This is a genomic window from Bacteroidota bacterium, from assembly GCA_016706865.1.
In the GTDB taxonomy this organism is placed as follows: domain Bacteria; phylum Bacteroidota; class Bacteroidia; order Chitinophagales; family BACL12; genus UBA7236.
On the sequence record JADJIS010000003.1, the window covers coordinates 997818 to 1015116 of the forward strand.

Here is a 17299-nt window from a genome sequence, read left to right on the forward strand (position 1 = left end):
TGTTTATTTAACAATTATGCGTTCATAATCCAATGCGCCTGCACATATTTTAAGTCAATACTTATCTCACCAAGATAAAATTCCCTGTTATAACACGTGGAACATTTGTGGATGAAACGCCGCGAATCAAAACTGTATAAGTTCCCATCTCCTGTTCTTTCCCATTCCACGTTCCGTCCCAGCCCGGTGTTGATCCATTACCTGTATAAACCTCCTGACCCCAACGATTATAAATACTGTAAACTTCAATTTCTCCACTACCTGAATAAATTGGTGCCCATACATCATTAATTCCATCTTCATTTGGTGAAAATGCTGTTGGAAGTGCAATTTCGCCAACCACATAAATAGTGATTGAGTCCACACCAATACATCCATTTTCATCAGTTCCGGTAACATAATAAGTAGTTGTAAATTCTGGCTGAGCTATTGGATTCGCAATATGCGTATCACTTAAACCTGTGGACGGTTCCCATTCATATTCCACGGCACCGGTAACATTTAATTGTGTACTTTCACCTTCAAAACCATCAATTGTATCGTTAGGGCTTGCTGTAGCAGTGATAACCAACGATGAAAATACAGATACATCAACCTCATCAGTATTTATACATCCATTTGCATCCACACCTGTAACAGTATAAGTTGTATTATCATCAACTGTACAAATTGGATCTGGACAATCGTCGCAGCTTAAGCCTGTAGAAGGTTCCCAGGTATATTCAATTCCACCTTCTGCTTGTAATTGAACAGAACCTTCAGGACAAAGTTCGGTATCTGCACCAGCATCTATGTTCGGCAAAGGATTAACTGTAACTACCATTTCGTCCGTATCAGAGCAACCATGTTGCGTAAATGCAGTTAATGTATAAGTAGTTGTGGTTGTTGGAGATGCATCGGCATTCGGATCTACAGGATCAGATAAACCCGTAATTGGAGACCACATATATGTTTCTCCACCGGAGCCATCTAATTCAACAGAACTACCAATACAAACTTCAAGATCTTCACCCGCATCAGCTGTAATATCTCCTTCATAAATTATGATCAATTTTCTGGACAATACCCCACAAAATCCTCCTAATCCTTCCATAGAAATTGAACCGTTACCATCTGGTGTAAAGTGTGAAATTTCAGAAGTTGTAATATCGCCTGTTCCACCTTCATAAGTCCATGTCCACTCATAACTTTCTCCACCCGAAATTTCTATTTCTATTTCCTCGTAATTACAAATATATAATGTATCATCAGCCGGAGCCGGTTCGCCATCCACTAAAACGTCAACAGGTAATGTTGCTTCAAGAGCATTGGTAAGGTCATCAATATTAAGAATATAAGCAAAGGTAACTGTGCGACATTCGCCCGCAGGAATTACCGGAACTTTAAAGGTGATCTGTGTAGCACAATCGCAAGTAACTGTTTCTCCTTCACCGTTTGAATACCCGCCCGTGCCATTCCAGGCATTTTCAGCAGTTCCCTCATCGGTTCCGAAGAGTCCAAAAGATGCTCTGGCCATAGTATCCAATGCACCCATCCCAAGAAAACAACCTATTGTTGTGCCTGTTGCTGTAACCAGCGCTGTGCAAGTGTCGGGTGGATTTACTTCAATAACATTATCTGTCCAATAATCACCTGCAAGGGCTACATCCTGATCAGGGTCAACATTGCGTTTGTAGTATAAATTATTTACATCAGTTGCTCCGTCATTACAAAAGGTAACTTCCGTAAGAAAATATACTTCATTTTCCGGAACTATTGTTTTTTGAGTGATATGTAGATTAATACCTGCAATATCACCTTCCCATACACTTACATATTCGCTGGCTGCATAATAATAATCAGTTATACTTCCGGGAATTTCAGCACCCCCGCAACTTTGATCGGTATTGGTATAGGTTGTTGCACCAATTTGAACCTGCCAACCCTCAACCGGGGAACCAGGCACAAAGTAGTCACCGCAAAATACCGGATCACCCACATCCCATCCGTCTTCACCCGGATCGGCAACAAAACCAAGTCCGGTAAAAGGGGTGGTTTCATGATAATCCCCCGGAGGAGATTCGTTCGAACCATAAGCACCGCACTGGTTTACCCCTACTTCCACATAATTACCCTTGAGAAAACAGTTCGAACCAATAATTTGTCCGTACCCACTGTTTATCCCTATTAATAGAATAATTGCTACCTGTAATAAACTTTTTTTAATCATTACTTTCATTTTTAGTTTTGAATACTTCCAATCTTCTTAGTCTCATATAGCATTCAAATCCTAATATTATTTATCTTACTAATGTAAAATTCCCTGTTATAACCCGCGGAACATTTGCTGATGAAACGCCGCGAATCAAAACAGTATAAGTTCCCATCTCCTGTTCTTTCCCATTCCACGTTCCGTCCCAGCCCGGTGTTGATCCATTACCTGTATAAACCTCCTGACCCCAACGATTATAAATACTGTAAACTTCAATTACTCCACTACCTGAATAAATTGGTGCCCATACATCATTAATTCCATCCTCATTTGGTGAAAATGCTGTTGGAAGTGCAATTTCCCCAACCACATAAATAATGATCGTGTCCACATCAATACATCCATTTTCATCAGTTCCTGTAACGTAATAAGTAGTTGTAAATTCTGGCTGAGCTATTGGATTCGAAATATGTGTATCACTTAAACCTGTGGACGGTTCCCATTCATATTCCTCGGCACCAGTAACATTTAATTGTGTACTTTCACCTTCAAAACCATCAATAGTGTCGTTAGGGGTTGCTGTAACAATGATATCCAACGTTGAAAATACAGATACATCGATCTCATCAGTATTTATACAACCATTTGCATCAACTCCAGTTACGGTATAAGTTGTGTTTTCATTAACAGTGCAATCAGGATTAGGGCAATCATCACAACTGAGTCCTGTTGAAGGGTCCCATGTATATTCTACAGCACCTGTTGCTTCCAATTGTATTAATCCTTCCGGACATAAATTCACATCATCTCCCGCATCTACCACAGGAAGTGCGTGAACAGTAATTACAACCTCATCTGTTGCAGGACAATTAAAATCATCAATAGTTGTAAGGGTCAAAGTATATTCTCCAGGCACGGTAGGTAAATACACCGGATCTTCACAATCTGCACAATCTAAACCAGTGGCAGGAGCCCAATCATATAAATTTTCGGCGGGACCTCCATCCCCATTCAGCAAAGCAACATCGCCCAAACAAACAGCGGTATCGTTTCCTGCAAAAGCAAATTCTGACTCATCCACAAAAATGGTAACTGATATAGTTGCATCTCCGCAAAAACCTCCAACTCCAACGGCTGTAAAGGTTGTAGTTTCATCAACAGTAGCAGTTACATTTATTCCTGTGTCAGTGTCCAAGCCTTCAGAAGGTGTCCAGGTCCAAGCATAATCGTCGGCACCAAGAACTGATAAATTAACTTCATCTCCAGGATTACAAATGTATGATGTATCACCGGAAGAAACCGTAACATCATCCACTTCAAGATTATAGGTTACAGTTGCTTCCAAAGCTTCTTCAAGGTCATCAACATTTAGAATATACGCAAATGCAACACATTTACATTCGCCAGGGTTAATGGTTTCAATATAAAAAGCAATGGAGTTAGCTATATCTCCAACAGAAGAACCTGCTCCTACATAACCGGCAGTAGCTTCATAAACATCCTGAGGAGTTCCATCAGCGGTTCCAAAATTACCGTAGGAAACACGTGAATTTTCATCCCGTGCGCCAATTCCTAAAAAGCAACCAAAGGTTAAACCTTCAGAGGTTACCAGTGCTTGATCATCAATAGGTGGTTGATAAACTATGATATTATCAGTTGTAAAATCGCCGCTCCAGGGCTGATCATTATCGGGGTCGACATTTCTTTTATAATAAACATCGTTCAAAGCTTCATCACCATTATTGCACAATAAAATCCTTGTAACAAAATATAATTTATCTTCAGGTAAAGTAGTGATCTGAGTTATTTCAAGATCTGTAGATCCGGTAACTATATTTCCTACCCAGGTTCCGGTATAAATTCCGGCAGCAAAGGTGTAGTCAGTAACATCGCCCGGAATTGCAGCACCACCGCAACCCTGATCAGTGTTTGTCCAAACATCAGGACCAATTTGCACCTGCCAACCTTCTACAGGAGAGCCGGGAACAAAATAATCTCCGCAATAATCGGGAGAACCCGCATCCCAACCATCAGATTCCCAGTCAGCAACAAATCCGAGTCCACCCTCTGTAGGGTGATATCCTAAAGGAGGCGATGACGGTGATCCATAAGCACCGCAGGTATTTATTCCTACTTCAACAAATTCACCCTTTAAAAAACAATCGGCTCCAACGATCTGTGCCGACATATTATTTGTGTTCAGCAAGCATAATACCATCAATATTGTTAATGTGTAACAAATTCTATGCATTTCAATAGTAGTTTAATTATTAATTTAATTACTCGTTAACCATGGTAAGTGTTGAACGGTATCTCTCACTAAGTTTTACGAAATAATCGTTATACTTATTTACGTCCCAACCACGTGGTTCCATCAGCTCAAGTGCAATATGCACAGTGGCAGTTTTATTTTCATAATCCAGGGTGTACGAAACGATATTATCGTGAATTATACGGAAAAATCGTTCCGTAGCAGCTTGATCTTTGAACGATATCGGACTGATATCAAATACATAATCAGCAACCAAAGGGGTTGAAACATCGAGTAAAACAATAAGATTTGAATTGATCGTGGCCTTTCCTTTTTCGGGTGTTTGAGCTGTAACCAGCGTAGCAGTAGCGAAAACAAGGAGGAGGGACAGTGTAAGCTTTTGTACAATTTGCTTCATAAGCATGTTTCGTTTAAAGTTAACAGAAATGTAAAATGCCTTATAAAGGTATGGTAACATTTATTTAGATGCAAATTTTTGAGGGTCAGTTATGAACAAAAGGCAAATTTTTACATTCCACTGATACAATTTAGGTTTTTTTGCAGCGTTTTTTTGTTCAATTTTGTGTCTAAATTCCGATCTCCCATTGAAATTCAATATTTGGAAATTTGTAGCCGGTCTTAACCCAAAATACGTCTTGGTATTTTTGGTGATATTCCTACCCCTTTCGGTTTATTTCACCTTACAGTTAAAATTTTCGTACGATTATGAGGATTTTTTTCCAAAGGGAGATCCCGATCTTGATTTTTATTACACCTTCAGAGATCAGTTTGAACACGATGATAATTTTTTACTGGTTGGATTAAAACCAAAGGAAGGGATTTTAAACACTAAATTTTTAACTTCAGTTGATTCCGCAACAAATAAAATTCAAAGATCTGATTACGCAGAAAGAGTTTATTCTATTGCTAATTTTAGATATTTTATTAAATCACCATTTGGGTTCATCGATTATCCCGCATTACATATTTATGAGCCCGAAAAATATGCAGTTGATAGCGGACGAATAAAACTTGATGAAAGAATTTCGGGGAAACTAATTTCAGATAATTTTACCACTACAGTTATTTTTATAAAAACGGATGACACCTTGAGTCAACAAGAATCTGTTTTATTTATTGATGATGTTAAACAAAGCCTACAGGAATCCGGAATTTCAGATTATCATTTATTAGGAAAATCAAACTTTCAGGTGGAATTAGTAAAACTTCAACGCAAAGAATTTTTTCTTTATTCCATGCTAAGTGTATTACTTGTTGCTGTTGTTACTTATTTATTATTTCGAAAGATATGGGCTGTTTTAATTTCCATGACAACAGTAGCAATTTCACTCATAATATTTACAGGAATACTTGGATTTTCGCAGATAGAACAAAATGTAATGAGCACCTTATTTCCTATTGTAATAATTATAATTGGAATTTCGGATGCCATTCATTTTTTGGGTAAATACATAATAGAATTACGCAAAAATAATAAACGCGAGATCGCATTATTTAAAACCTTATCGGATATCGGGTTTGCAACACTATTAACCGCTGTAACCTCTGCAATCGGGTTTTTAACAATGTTAACTTCCAACGTACCTCCTATTCGTTTTTTTGGTGTATTATCGGCGCTGGGAGTGCTTTTGGTGTATATAGTTGTATTATTTTTAATAAGTCCTCTATTAAAATTATTCACCTTAAAACAGTTAGATAAATTTGGATATGCCGGCGAAAATAAATGGGGTGGAATTGTTGAAATTATTTATAATTCAGGTAAGAATCACACGCGTAAAATGCTTACCATAAGTGCTGTTATTTTATTGATATTTACTTATGGAATGACCCAGATCACAACGGATATTCACCTCGAGGCAGGCATGCCAAAAAATGCAAAAATTACGGAGGATTTTCATTTTTTTGAAGAAAATTTTAATGGATTTCGACCTTTCGAAATTGCTGCGGTTGCACAAAATAATTATGTAATTTCCGATCCTGTGGTTTTGCGTGAAATTGAAAAAGTGGAAGCCTTTGTAAAACAACAGGAAATAATAAATGGTTTGCAAAGTATAACCATGGTGTACAAAAGTTTGAATCGCGCATATAATGGTGACAACCCTGCCGAATATAAATTACCTGAAGATGAAAATATGTTTTCGATTTACGACAGAGATTTAAAAAGAGTGAAATTAAGCGAACTAAATATTTTAATTTCCGAGGATAAAAAGTATGGAAGAATAAGTGGTTTTTTAAGTGATGCGGGAACAGATAGCATTCGGGTTGTGCAAAAAAAGATAAACGAATTTATAACACAAAATACAAACCCTGAAATTGTTGATTTTAATATTACCGGAACGGGAATAATTTTCGATAAGAACACAGAGTATTTACGCAACAATATTATCAGCGGAGTATTACTTGCATTTCTTTGTATAGGTATAGTAATGGCATTTATGTTCCGCAATTGGAAAATGGTGATCATTTCCATAATTCCGAATGTTATCCCGCTGGTTGTGTGTGCAGGAATAATGGGATTACTGAAAATTGAATTAGACGCTCCCACTTCCATAATTTTTGGAATATCGTATGGAATTGCTGTGGACGATACCATACATTTTCTCTCCAAATTCAAAATTGAAAAACAAAAAGGATTTTCAACCGAGCAGGCAATTAGAAATACATTTCAGGAAACCGGAAAAGCAGTTTTCAGCATGTCGGTGATCTTATTTTTTGGTTTTATGATATTGCTTATCTCCCCCACTGCAGCAACTTTTAATATCGGATTATTAACAGGCATTACTTTGTTTTCTGCAGTATGGCCGGATGTTTATTTATTGCCATATATGCTCAGGAAGTGGATAAAATAAACATCCTCTTGAAAAATAATTTCAGCAATAAAATATATTTCGAATGATTAACTTTGTTATTATATATGCTTAAAAAAGAACTATTCTCCTATTTCCTTATTGGAATAACAATACTACTTTTCTCCTGCAACAAGGAAGTAAAAAATTTTAATGATATTCATTTTGTTTTGGAATTTGATGAGGATCAGATAAGATTGGATAATTTAGGAAACCCATCAGTGATACCTGCGGGAAATGCAGCTCAAACACCGCTCATGAATTTAATGAGTGTTCACTATATAGAATTGAGTGAAAACGAGTTTGTTCCATTTAAAGATGGCGCTGTTTTATACACTGCTCCTCAAACTTCAGAAGGTGGTGATGAGGCCATTGATTTTGATGAATCTCAAAAGAGTGCAGCCGGAGCCGATTTTGTAAAAATTAATTTGGAAAGATTAGCTCCGGGAACTTATAAATATGTAAGGGTTTCTGTTGCATATCAGAATTACGACATTCAGTATAATATTAATGATGTTCCATTCTTTGGTGACCTTACTGGTCAAACGGGCACTGCCGCATCATTTTTGGGGTTCAATACCTATATTAGCGATCTTACCGTTAAAAATCTTACTACAACTATAAATGCAAACAAATTGCAGGGTTTCTGGGCATTTGAAAGTCTTTTTACTGATGATCTTGAACCTTACAACGCAATTTATACCGGCCAGGCACCTGAAGGGGCTACCACAGTTGTAAATCCACTCGATGCAACTTCTCCGGTTCCGGAAGGCTCTTGTGTTATAACGGGTGCATTTGCCGAGCCTCTAATTATTGACGGATCTGAAACTTCTGAATTATTTATTTATTTATCATTTTCGATAAATAACAGTTTTGAATGGATAGATCCAAACGCCAATGGAAAATGGGATCTTGATGCAAGCGTACCTGCCAATAATGAAGCAGTGGTAGATATGGGATTACGAGGGTTATTACCAAGTTGGGAGTGGAAGGATTAAAAAAAAAATGAATTTCCACATGTTAAAACTTTTAACTTTCGATAAAACTATTATCTTAGCCCCGTTTTAGTGAACCAGCTGACCAAATTGCCTAATTATTTGAATTTATTTATTGTTTTCGGAGTTTCCCCGTGTGGGAACTACTGTGCACACGATTAACTAACGTTTAAAAAATTAAACCTATTCAACAATGAAAAGAAGATCATTTTTAAGAAACGCACTTTTAGGCACCACAGCTGTGGCCATCACTCCCTCAGCATTTTTGGCAAGTTGCGATCCGGGTGAACTAGATCCTAATGTTACTTTTGGAAATGTGGGGGGACTTACAGTTCCTGAACCACCCTTTGTTAATCCCATAGCTGCTTTAAACCCAACTAGCGCAATAGGAGCATCACTTGATGCCGTTAAAAATTCTGAAGTATTGATCGGAACTGTTAATCCGACCTTTTGCTTTGGATATTCTAATGGTATTTGGGGTCCAACGCTCAAAATTAGAAAAGGTGAATCTGTAAATATTGATGTTGCAAATCATATAAATGAAACTACCAACGTCCATTTTCATGGTTTAATGTTGAATGCAGGCGAGGATGATGGTGTTGATGATGGAATTACCAACGGAGGCTCCAGAAATTACAATTTTACTGTAAACAATCGCGCAGGTTTGTATTGGTACCATCCTCAATATGGTAAATCAGCAGGTAAACAAGTAAATATTGGTCTTGGTGGTTTGTTTGTGGTGGAAGATGATGAAGAAGATGGAATTAATTTACCATCTGGCGACAGATCGATGTTCCTTGTTTTACAGGACAAACGATTTAATGAGGATGCGAGTATGTTCTATGGTACTAGTACTGCAGAAGAAATGGTGGGTTATTTTGGTGAAACCATTATGATCAATGGCGTTACAGGTGCATTAAAGGATGATCTTTCTCAAAGATATTACCGTTTGAGAATTTGTAATGCTAGTAATGCTCGTATTTATAATTTAGGATTGGATTCAGAAGATGTTGCTGATATGAATTTTTATATCATTGGCGGTGATGGAGGTTTATTAGAAAGTGTAGGATCTCCAACCGGTTCCATTTATCTGGCTCCGGGCGAACGCGTTGATGTGATAGTAGATTTCACTGCCGTACCTGTTGGTGGATTTGTTGAATTGGTTAGCCGTCAATTCAGTAATGCCGGAGGTTTCCAAGGTGCTTCAGGTTTTACTCTAATGCGTTTTAATATAAATACCGCATACGACGAAACTTATACAATTCCGGGTGCATTGTCATCAATTGTTACCTTAACTGAAGGAGATGCAGCTGTTACCAGAAACTTTAATGTTTCGAATCCACAATTAACACAGGATTATGCTGCATCACATGCCGATTCTGGTGATATGCACGAAATTGAAGGAGAACCTTATGCAACCGGCGTTTCTTCCTTTAGTGTTAATTCTGGTGCTACCGAACTTTGGGAATTTGTAAATAACGGTGATGAACCGGTTGCCATGCATGTTTATGGTGTTCAATTCCAAATAATAGAAAGAATTGGTGGTCGCGGAAACGTAAGAGTATGGGAAAAAGGTTGGAAAGACACCATTCTTGCACTACCTACAGAAACCGTTAGAATAGTAATACCATTTACAGGAGCTCCGGGTCGTTATTATTTCTGTGCAACTAATTTAGAAGCTGCAGATTCAGGAATGATCCAGGCCTTTGATATTGTTTAAATTTTAAGATCTATCAAATAGTAAAGCCCTCTTCGGAGGGCTTTTTTTATGGCCAGAATTTTTACAAGGAACTTACATATGTTCACAATATCAACACAACATAATTTCGTTTTACATGAAATTTGTTACCTTAGAAACTGAAAAACCTTTTTTATGCTGCTAAAACCTGCTTTTCGTCCGCTAAAAAGCCTGCTCACCATCTGTCTGGTCTACTTTTTCAGCCTAACATTAAAGTCACAAAGTTCAGGTGAAGGAACAATGACACAGTTTTATATTGTGATCATCGTTTTTGCTGTTATTGTTTTAGGTGCGGTTATATCCTTTTTTGTTTCCTCTAAAAAAAGAAAAGATTGAGTTATTTTTTGGGATGTTTTCGCGGTATTAAATCCTTGTTTAATTTTATTTTAATACTTCTGGTTACAGGTATTAATCTGCAATCAAAATGTTCGGTGAACAATGTATCCGTTGTTACAATTCCCGCTGATACTATTAAAGAAGATACATTAATTAATATTACCATTTCCTCAGTGGGAGATCTTATGTGTCACAGTACACAATATAAATATGCAAAAGTATCTGAAGACAGTTTTAATTTTGTTCCTTGTTTTGAATATGTTCAACCCTGGTTAACAAAACCGGATCTGCTACTTGGTAATCTCGAAACAACATTTGCAGGTAATAATATTCCATATTCCGGTTATCCATATTTTAATAGTCCTGATGATTATATCACTTCACTAAAAAAAGTGGGATTCGATTTTCTTGTCACTGCTAACAATCATGCAAACGATACCGGTGAAAAAGGAATTTTAAGAACAATTAAAAAATTAGAGGAAGAAGGATTTGATCATACAGGAACCTATACTTCACAAAAGGACAGAGATTCCATTCGTATTGCAGATGTGGAGGGAATTAAAATTGCGATATTATCTTTTACCTATTCAACAAATGGATTAATGCTAACAGAAGGAAAACCCTGGTTAGTTAATTTTTGTGATTCTGCTTTGATTCAAAAAGATATAAAAGCAAGTCGGATCGCAGGAGCAGATTTAGTTTTGGTATTTTATCATTTCGGAAATGAATATGAAAGAATGCCCAACGCTTATCAAAAAGATCTTGTAAAATATGCCATTGAATGTGGTGCGGATATTATTCTTGGAAGTCATGTACATGTTCTTCAACCACTCGATTTTTTTGTCACACAAAATGCAACTTTGGATACCGGATTTGTGATCTACTCCATGGGTAATTTCATCTCCAACCAACAGGATCAATATACGAACGAAGGTGTGATCGTGAACATACATCTTGAAAAAAATACCAGATCGAACAAGATCAAAATAGAAAAGGTGGATTACGTTCCAACATGGGTTTACAAAGGCAAGAACGAAGCCAAAATATTGCATATGGTTTTTCCTGTAATGCCCGGTGCAGAATCTGCGTTCCCGGAATTTATTAATACCAATTATGGTCAGGATATTAAAAATGCCTATAAAAACACTACCGGCACCATGGAAAAGTACACGGATAAAGCAAAACCGGTAACACAATAATTGTTTAGCACAGGATTTGTAATCTATATGTTATGAAGATTCTTCTTTTTTCGATCATACTGTTTTTCTCTGCTCAAATTGGTTTTTCCCAAATTGGTAATGTGTTTAAGGGCGACGAAACCAACGACACCATTTTTTTTGTAGAGTTGGATACTTTCAGCATCACTGCGCGACCTGTGCACAATTATAATTATTCCCGTTACGAAGCTATCGTAAAAAAAGTTTATCCATATGCCGATACTGCAGTGTCCTTATTAAAGGAATTAAATGATCTTTCATTCGACAAAAAGAGAGATGAAAAAAAATATAAAAAAGAATTGGAAGATAAATTGCGCGATAATTTTGAAGATAAATTAAAAAATCTTTCCCGATCGCAGGGAGAAGTTTTAATTGATATTATTGAGAGAAACAGCAATGAAACCATGTATAATATTTTAAAGGAAGTAAAAAGTGGTTCCACAGCTTTTTGGTGGAATAATGCATCGAAAATATATGGATATGATCTGAAGGAAGGGTATCATGCGGAGAATAATCCGACGTTGGAAAACATTATCGCGGATTATGAAGCGAAGTATAAAAAGAAGTAGTTTGGATCGCGGATTTTAGGGATTTAGGGATGACGCGGATTTTGGTTACATTATCACAGAATAAAGTGAAGTATAAAAAGTAGCAAGGGGATCACGGATTTTTAGGGATTTAGGGATGACGCAGATTTTGGTTTGTAGATATTAAATCAACTTTTGAAAACATTATCACAGAATAAAGTGAAGTATAAAAAGTAGCAAGGGGATCACGGATTTTTAGGGATTTAGGGATGACGCGGATTTTGGTTTGTAGATATTAATTCAACTTTGGAAAACATTATCACAGAATAAAGTGAAGTATAAAAAGTAGCAAGGGGATCACGGATTTTTAGGGATTTAGGGATGACGCGGATTTTGGTTTGTAGATATCAATTGTACTTTGGAAAACATTATCGCGGATTATGAAGTGAAGTATAAAAAGAAGTAGTTTGGATCGCGGATTTTAGGGATTTAGGGATGACGCGGATTTTGGTAATGGGTGGGTATGAATTTATTCCTTTACAAAAACCGATTCTGTAGTTTCATTTTCAATGGTTAATTTAATTACATATACTCCTGCAATAAATTTACTGATATCAATAGTATTAATTATTTGTTTTAGTTGATCGGTAAAGATAATTTCTCCGGAAATATTTATGATCTCAAGAAATAAATTCTCGTTTCCGGAGTAGTCTATAAAAAGAATTTGAGATGCAGGATTTGGGTAGATATTGATTTGGGATCGCAGGATATTATTTAGATGCAACCCTTCGTCAGAAGAACCATTACAATTATCATCCAGTCCATTTAGAAATTCTTCTGCACCGGGATAAATTAAAGGGTTGGTATCGTCGCAATCTGTGTTATCTTCTACGAAGCCATCGGGCAGATCACAGGATAAAGAATCGATATTCAAATTTCCAAATTCATCTGCGTCTGCATCTTCATACGAATGAATATAACTTAAATTATCATCAATTATACCATCACAATCATTATCAACGTAATCGCATATTTCAATAGCTCCAGGAAAAATTAAATTATTACTATCGTCGCAATCGGTGGAATCGGATACGTATCCGACAACAATTTCCAAACAGGAATAAATATAAATATCCGCATCTCCAAAACCATCTTCATCTGCATCAACATACAATGTATAAAGAATCAGATCTTCATCAATAATACCGTTACAATTATCGTCAAGCGAATTACATAACTCGACAGCATCAGGATTTATGAGTGCATTTATATCATCGCAATCAGAATTATCTGTAACATAACCCGGGATTGTATAACAGGAAATAGAATCCATTAAAATATTACCAAAATCATCCCCATCATTATCAAAATACCAGGTTAAAAAAATTGCATCTTCATCAATTTCTCCATTGCAATTATCATCCAAAGTATTACAAATATCTTCTGCTGCCGGATTAATTAAATTATCAGCATCATTACAATCCGTATTATCCAAAACATAGCCGACAGGTAAATTACAGGATATCGAATCATTTAAAATATCGCCAAATCCATCGTTATCAATATCTGCAAAATATAAATTATGGTAACATTCCGGCGATAATTTTATTACCCAACTTTCCGCATTTCCATTACTTTCCATTACATCTCCGTCCTCTGAGTAGGCCCAACCAGATGCAATATATCCTAGATCAGAGGTTTCTCTGATTTCAAAACAATAATCACCTTCGGTACCACCATAGGATCGTTCCCAAATTTTATTTCCGACACTATCCACTTTTAATAACCAATAATCGTTAGCTCCATTATTTTTACTTACGTCACCATCACTGGATTCCGATCGTCCACCAATAATATAACCATGATCAGAAGTGGGATAGATCGACCAACCCTGATCATCCATCGATCCACCATACGATTTTTCCCAAATAATATCTCCGATATTATTGATCTTGATCAACCAACAATCATCCCCACCAAAATTTTCCGAAACGTCGCCATCAGTAGAGTTCGTAAATCCCAATAATAAATAAGTTGAATCAGGTTCCACTACGATGGAATAAGTATAATCATATTCACTTCCACCATAACTTTTTTGCCATAACATTTCTCCAAATTGATCTAATTTCACTATCCAGGCATCTCTGCCTCCATGATTGCCGGTAATATCACCATCTGCCGAGCCTGCATATCCTCCTACAATAAAACCATTGTCCAAGGTTTCTCGAACAACTAAACCATTATCACTTTCACTGCCACCAAGAGAATGTTGCCATAATAAATTGCCTAAAGAATCGAGCATTATCACCCAATAATCGATTGCCTCATCAATACCGTGATGGCCCGTAACATCCTCATCACTTGATCCCGAATATCCTGCTACAATGAAGTTTCCATTGGTAGTTTCACTAATGGATTCAACTCCATCATGGCCTGTGCCACCAAGGTTGTTTTCCCATTCAATAATTCCGGCCGTATCGATTTTCACAACCCAAAAATCCCCTACATAAGATTCGCCGTAATGATGTGTCACATCCCCATCTGAAGAGGTGGAATAACCACCCAGAATAAAACCATTGTCGCTTGTTTGTTCCATCGAAACTGATGCATCTGTATTGTCTCCGCCATAACATTTTTGTAACACTATTGCTCCGGTACTGTCTAATTTCAAAAACAACATATCATTTACACCGTGGTTGCCAAAAATATCCCCATTTAAAGATCCGGCGCCACCTCCAACAGCGAATGAGCCGTTGTCAATTTCAAAGCAGCTATGTCCCCAATCATTTGAGGTGCCTCCAATGGCATTTTGCCATTCTATTTCAGGATATAATCCTACCTGACAAATTAATGATTTACAGAAAAATAATAGGTTGAGGAAAAGAGGAATTTTGATTTTCATGATTCAAATTGGGAGTACTAAACTATAATTTTTTTTCAAATTTCACCTCATCGATAAAAGTGAAATCACTCTCCCAAAAAAAAAGCATCCAATAGGATGCTTTATATAGAAATATCAATAATTTTTTATTGTGGATCAACTACTCCACCATCCGCAGGATCGTCACCTACAACTGGTGCAACTTCATCTTCTGCCGGTTGAGTTGGCATGTTGATGGAATTTGTTGGAGGAACAGCTTCAGGACGCAAACCGTTTTGAACTTCTACCGATTCGTTTGGTTTGAATGCAGCTGAACTCAAACAAAGTGCAAAAACTATAACTACAAGTCCCCAGGTAATTCTTTCTATATCGTCGGTTGTTCTTTTATAACCAAAGATCTGATTTGCTGCACCGCCAAAAGTTCCTGATAAACCACCACCTTTCGGGTTTTGAACTAACACGATCAAGCCCAATAAAATTGCGGCTATAATTGCGATTATGATAATAACTGTAAATAACATTTTATTTGATTCGTTTTTTTAATTGATCTATTAAGGCTGCAAAGTAATCGCTTTTTTGGGGTTTTAACAAACTTAGTTTCGAATACATCTCCACAGCCTTCGTGTATTTGCCCTGCATTACAAGAATTCGGGCGTAAGTTTCGGTAATTAAATGTTCATCAGCCTGTATACTTTTTTTGGCCAACTCCCCTGCTATCAGTTCATCCACAACCTTTTCAGGCTGTTTTTGAAATGGAGTGATCTCCTCCTGTGCCTGTTTTTTACTATAAAGTTTTATAGGACTGTTACTTTCCTTTCGCTGAACCAAATTCACCTTCGTTCCTCCTCCCAATCTGTTAAGCCAACCAACAAACGAATCGGCAAAAACCTCTTCCTCCTCCACATTCTCCTCAAAAACAGGTCGCTGAATGGTAATATTTATCTTTTGTTCCTCCGGAAGTGGTCCCAGTTCAAATTCTATATCATAAGGCGGAAGGTCGAAAATTAGTTCATCCTCCACTCCTTCTTCATCTTCCATTGTTAACATGGCATCCATGTCTATCTTAAATGGATCATTTTCGGGATTTTCCACTAGTTCTGTGGCTTGATCCAAAGCCTCGATAGCAGATTCTTCATAAACTTCGGTTATTTCTTCAGATTTGGCCTCTTCTTCAATATTCGTTTCAGGAATATCCTGATTTTCACTTATCAACTCCGGAATACTCTGAATAAATTCCTGCATGATCAATTCTGATTCTTGATCAGAAATCTCCGTTTCTGATAATTCCGGCTCCGGTGTAGTAATTTCTGGCTGAATTTCTTCATTTACCGGTATTATTTCTTCTGTAGTTTGTTCATTTTCAGAAATATCTGAAGAAAGAGAGGCAATTTCTTCCTGCAATTGAGTTTCAATAACCTCGAGTTCTATGGTTTCAATATTCTCTTCAACAGGTTGAATTATAACCTCTTCTAAAACCGGTCCTTTATCTTCAGGATCTTTCTGTCCAAAATTTGATACAGTGGCTTCCGGTTTTTCTATTTCCTCTTCAAATCCTGCATGAATTGGTTTTTGGAGATTGGTTTTTTCGATGAATTCGTATAAAACGTTTCTGTCGTAAACAGCAATGGAAGCCTTTTTTAACTGATTTTCAAATTGCAGATTATTAATGTCGTGCAACTTCTTTGCATAAAAAATATGCGCTATCTGGCAATAGGGATAACGTTCCGACATAGATCGCACATCCACCATATCCATTTCCAGTAACTGGGCGGGGTTTGAAACTATTTTATTGAACTCTTCCTGATACATTACCAGTTTTGCGTTAATTTTTGATAAATATCGTCAGCCAATTGTTCAGATAATTTTGGTAAAAGATCTCCCTCCACCTGCGAAAGCGTTTTTGTACTTTCGTAATCTTCATATCTGCTAAAGGTCTGACTCCAGTTTTGTAATTCATCCTTTCTGCTTAAAAAATCAACTTTTATCGTGATGGTCAATCTGTTAAGCGCCGTTGTTTCTGTTCCTGTCGGTGCTATTGGTGTGCTCAGATATTTTGTAATTGCACCATTTAATTCCCAATCGCCTCCATTATCGGCTAAAGTTAAAGGAGATTCGCGTAAAAATTTATCTTTTACTGCTTCGGTAAAAGTTTGACTTAAAGATGGTGCAACAAAATTTGATTGATTGGGGAAATAATTAATTGTAATTGTTTTAATATCCACGGGAATATTTGTTCCGCTCATCGAAACATTACAGGTTGCTGATATTAATGTGAAAAATAATATCAAACCTGTAA

13 protein-coding genes are annotated in these 17299 nt (G+C 36.9%); 6 read left to right on the forward strand and 7 right to left on the reverse strand.

Going from position 1 to position 17299, the window contains the following annotated elements:
• Positions 1-61 precede the first annotated feature (61 nt).
• The 3 genes from IPI31_13660 to IPI31_13670 all read right to left on the reverse strand — a co-directional run bounded on the left by IPI31_13660 (position 62) and on the right by IPI31_13670 (position 4860).
• Positions 62-2209 (reverse strand): gliding motility-associated C-terminal domain-containing protein, encoded by a 2148-nt coding sequence (locus IPI31_13660; protein ID MBK7568862.1) that lies wholly within the window; start codon positions 2207-2209, stop codon positions 62-64.
• A gap of 70 nt (positions 2210-2279) precedes the next feature.
• Entirely contained in the window at positions 2280-4442 is a 2163-nt protein-coding gene (locus IPI31_13665) for a gliding motility-associated C-terminal domain-containing protein (GenBank protein MBK7568863.1), read from the reverse strand.
• Positions 4443-4470: 28 nt separating this feature from the next.
• The gene (locus IPI31_13670) at positions 4471-4860 is read right to left on the reverse strand and encodes a hypothetical protein (GenBank protein ID MBK7568864.1); all 390 of its coding nucleotides are present in this window, start codon (positions 4858-4860) and stop codon (positions 4471-4473) included.
• A gap of 187 nt (positions 4861-5047) precedes the next feature.
• Here IPI31_13670 and IPI31_13675 point away from each other — a divergent pair, with 187 nt between their 5' ends.
• From IPI31_13675 to IPI31_13700, 6 genes are all read left to right on the forward strand, one after another.
• Complete coding sequence (locus IPI31_13675) at positions 5048-7312, forward strand: MMPL family transporter (GenBank protein MBK7568865.1); 2265 nt, start codon at positions 5048-5050, stop codon at positions 7310-7312.
• Between the two features lie 65 nt (positions 7313-7377).
• Positions 7378-8307, forward strand: a complete 930-nt coding sequence (locus IPI31_13680; GenBank protein ID MBK7568866.1) for a hypothetical protein — start codon at positions 7378-7380, stop codon at positions 8305-8307.
• Between the two features lie 190 nt (positions 8308-8497).
• Positions 8498-10024 carry a multicopper oxidase family protein gene (locus IPI31_13685; protein MBK7568867.1) on the forward strand — a complete coding sequence of 509 codons (1527 nt, stop codon included), beginning with the start codon at positions 8498-8500 and terminating at the stop codon, positions 10022-10024.
• Between the two features lie 153 nt (positions 10025-10177).
• Complete coding sequence (locus IPI31_13690; GenBank protein ID MBK7568868.1) at positions 10178-10378, forward strand: hypothetical protein; 201 nt, start codon at positions 10178-10180, stop codon at positions 10376-10378.
• Positions 10375-11577: a CapA family protein gene (locus tag IPI31_13695; protein ID MBK7568869.1), complete on the forward strand. Its 1203-nt coding sequence runs from the start codon at positions 10375-10377 to the stop codon at positions 11575-11577. The genes IPI31_13690 and IPI31_13695 overlap by 4 nt, the downstream gene beginning before the upstream one ends.
• A gap of 32 nt (positions 11578-11609) precedes the next feature.
• Positions 11610-12164, forward strand: coding sequence for a DUF4294 domain-containing protein (locus tag IPI31_13700; GenBank protein ID MBK7568870.1), 555 nt, complete (start codon positions 11610-11612; stop codon positions 12162-12164).
• 487 nt (positions 12165-12651) lie between these two features.
• On the opposite strand, the gene IPI31_13705 is transcribed toward IPI31_13700, so the two are convergent.
• The 4 genes from IPI31_13705 to IPI31_13720 form a co-directional block, all read right to left on the reverse strand.
• The gene (locus IPI31_13705) at positions 12652-15024 is read right to left on the reverse strand and encodes a T9SS type A sorting domain-containing protein (GenBank protein MBK7568871.1); all 2373 of its coding nucleotides are present in this window, start codon (positions 15022-15024) and stop codon (positions 12652-12654) included.
• A gap of 125 nt (positions 15025-15149) precedes the next feature.
• Complete coding sequence (secG, locus tag IPI31_13710) at positions 15150-15524, reverse strand: preprotein translocase subunit SecG (GenBank protein MBK7568872.1); 375 nt, start codon at positions 15522-15524, stop codon at positions 15150-15152.
• Position 15525: 1 nt separating this feature from the next.
• Positions 15526-16812, reverse strand: a complete 1287-nt coding sequence (locus IPI31_13715) for a hypothetical protein (GenBank protein MBK7568873.1) — start codon at positions 16810-16812, stop codon at positions 15526-15528.
• Positions 16812-17291: an LptE family protein gene (locus IPI31_13720; protein MBK7568874.1), complete on the reverse strand. Its 480-nt coding sequence runs from the start codon at positions 17289-17291 to the stop codon at positions 16812-16814. Before IPI31_13720 ends, IPI31_13715 begins: the two co-directional genes overlap by 1 nt.
• Between the last annotated feature and the right edge of the window lie 8 nt (positions 17292-17299).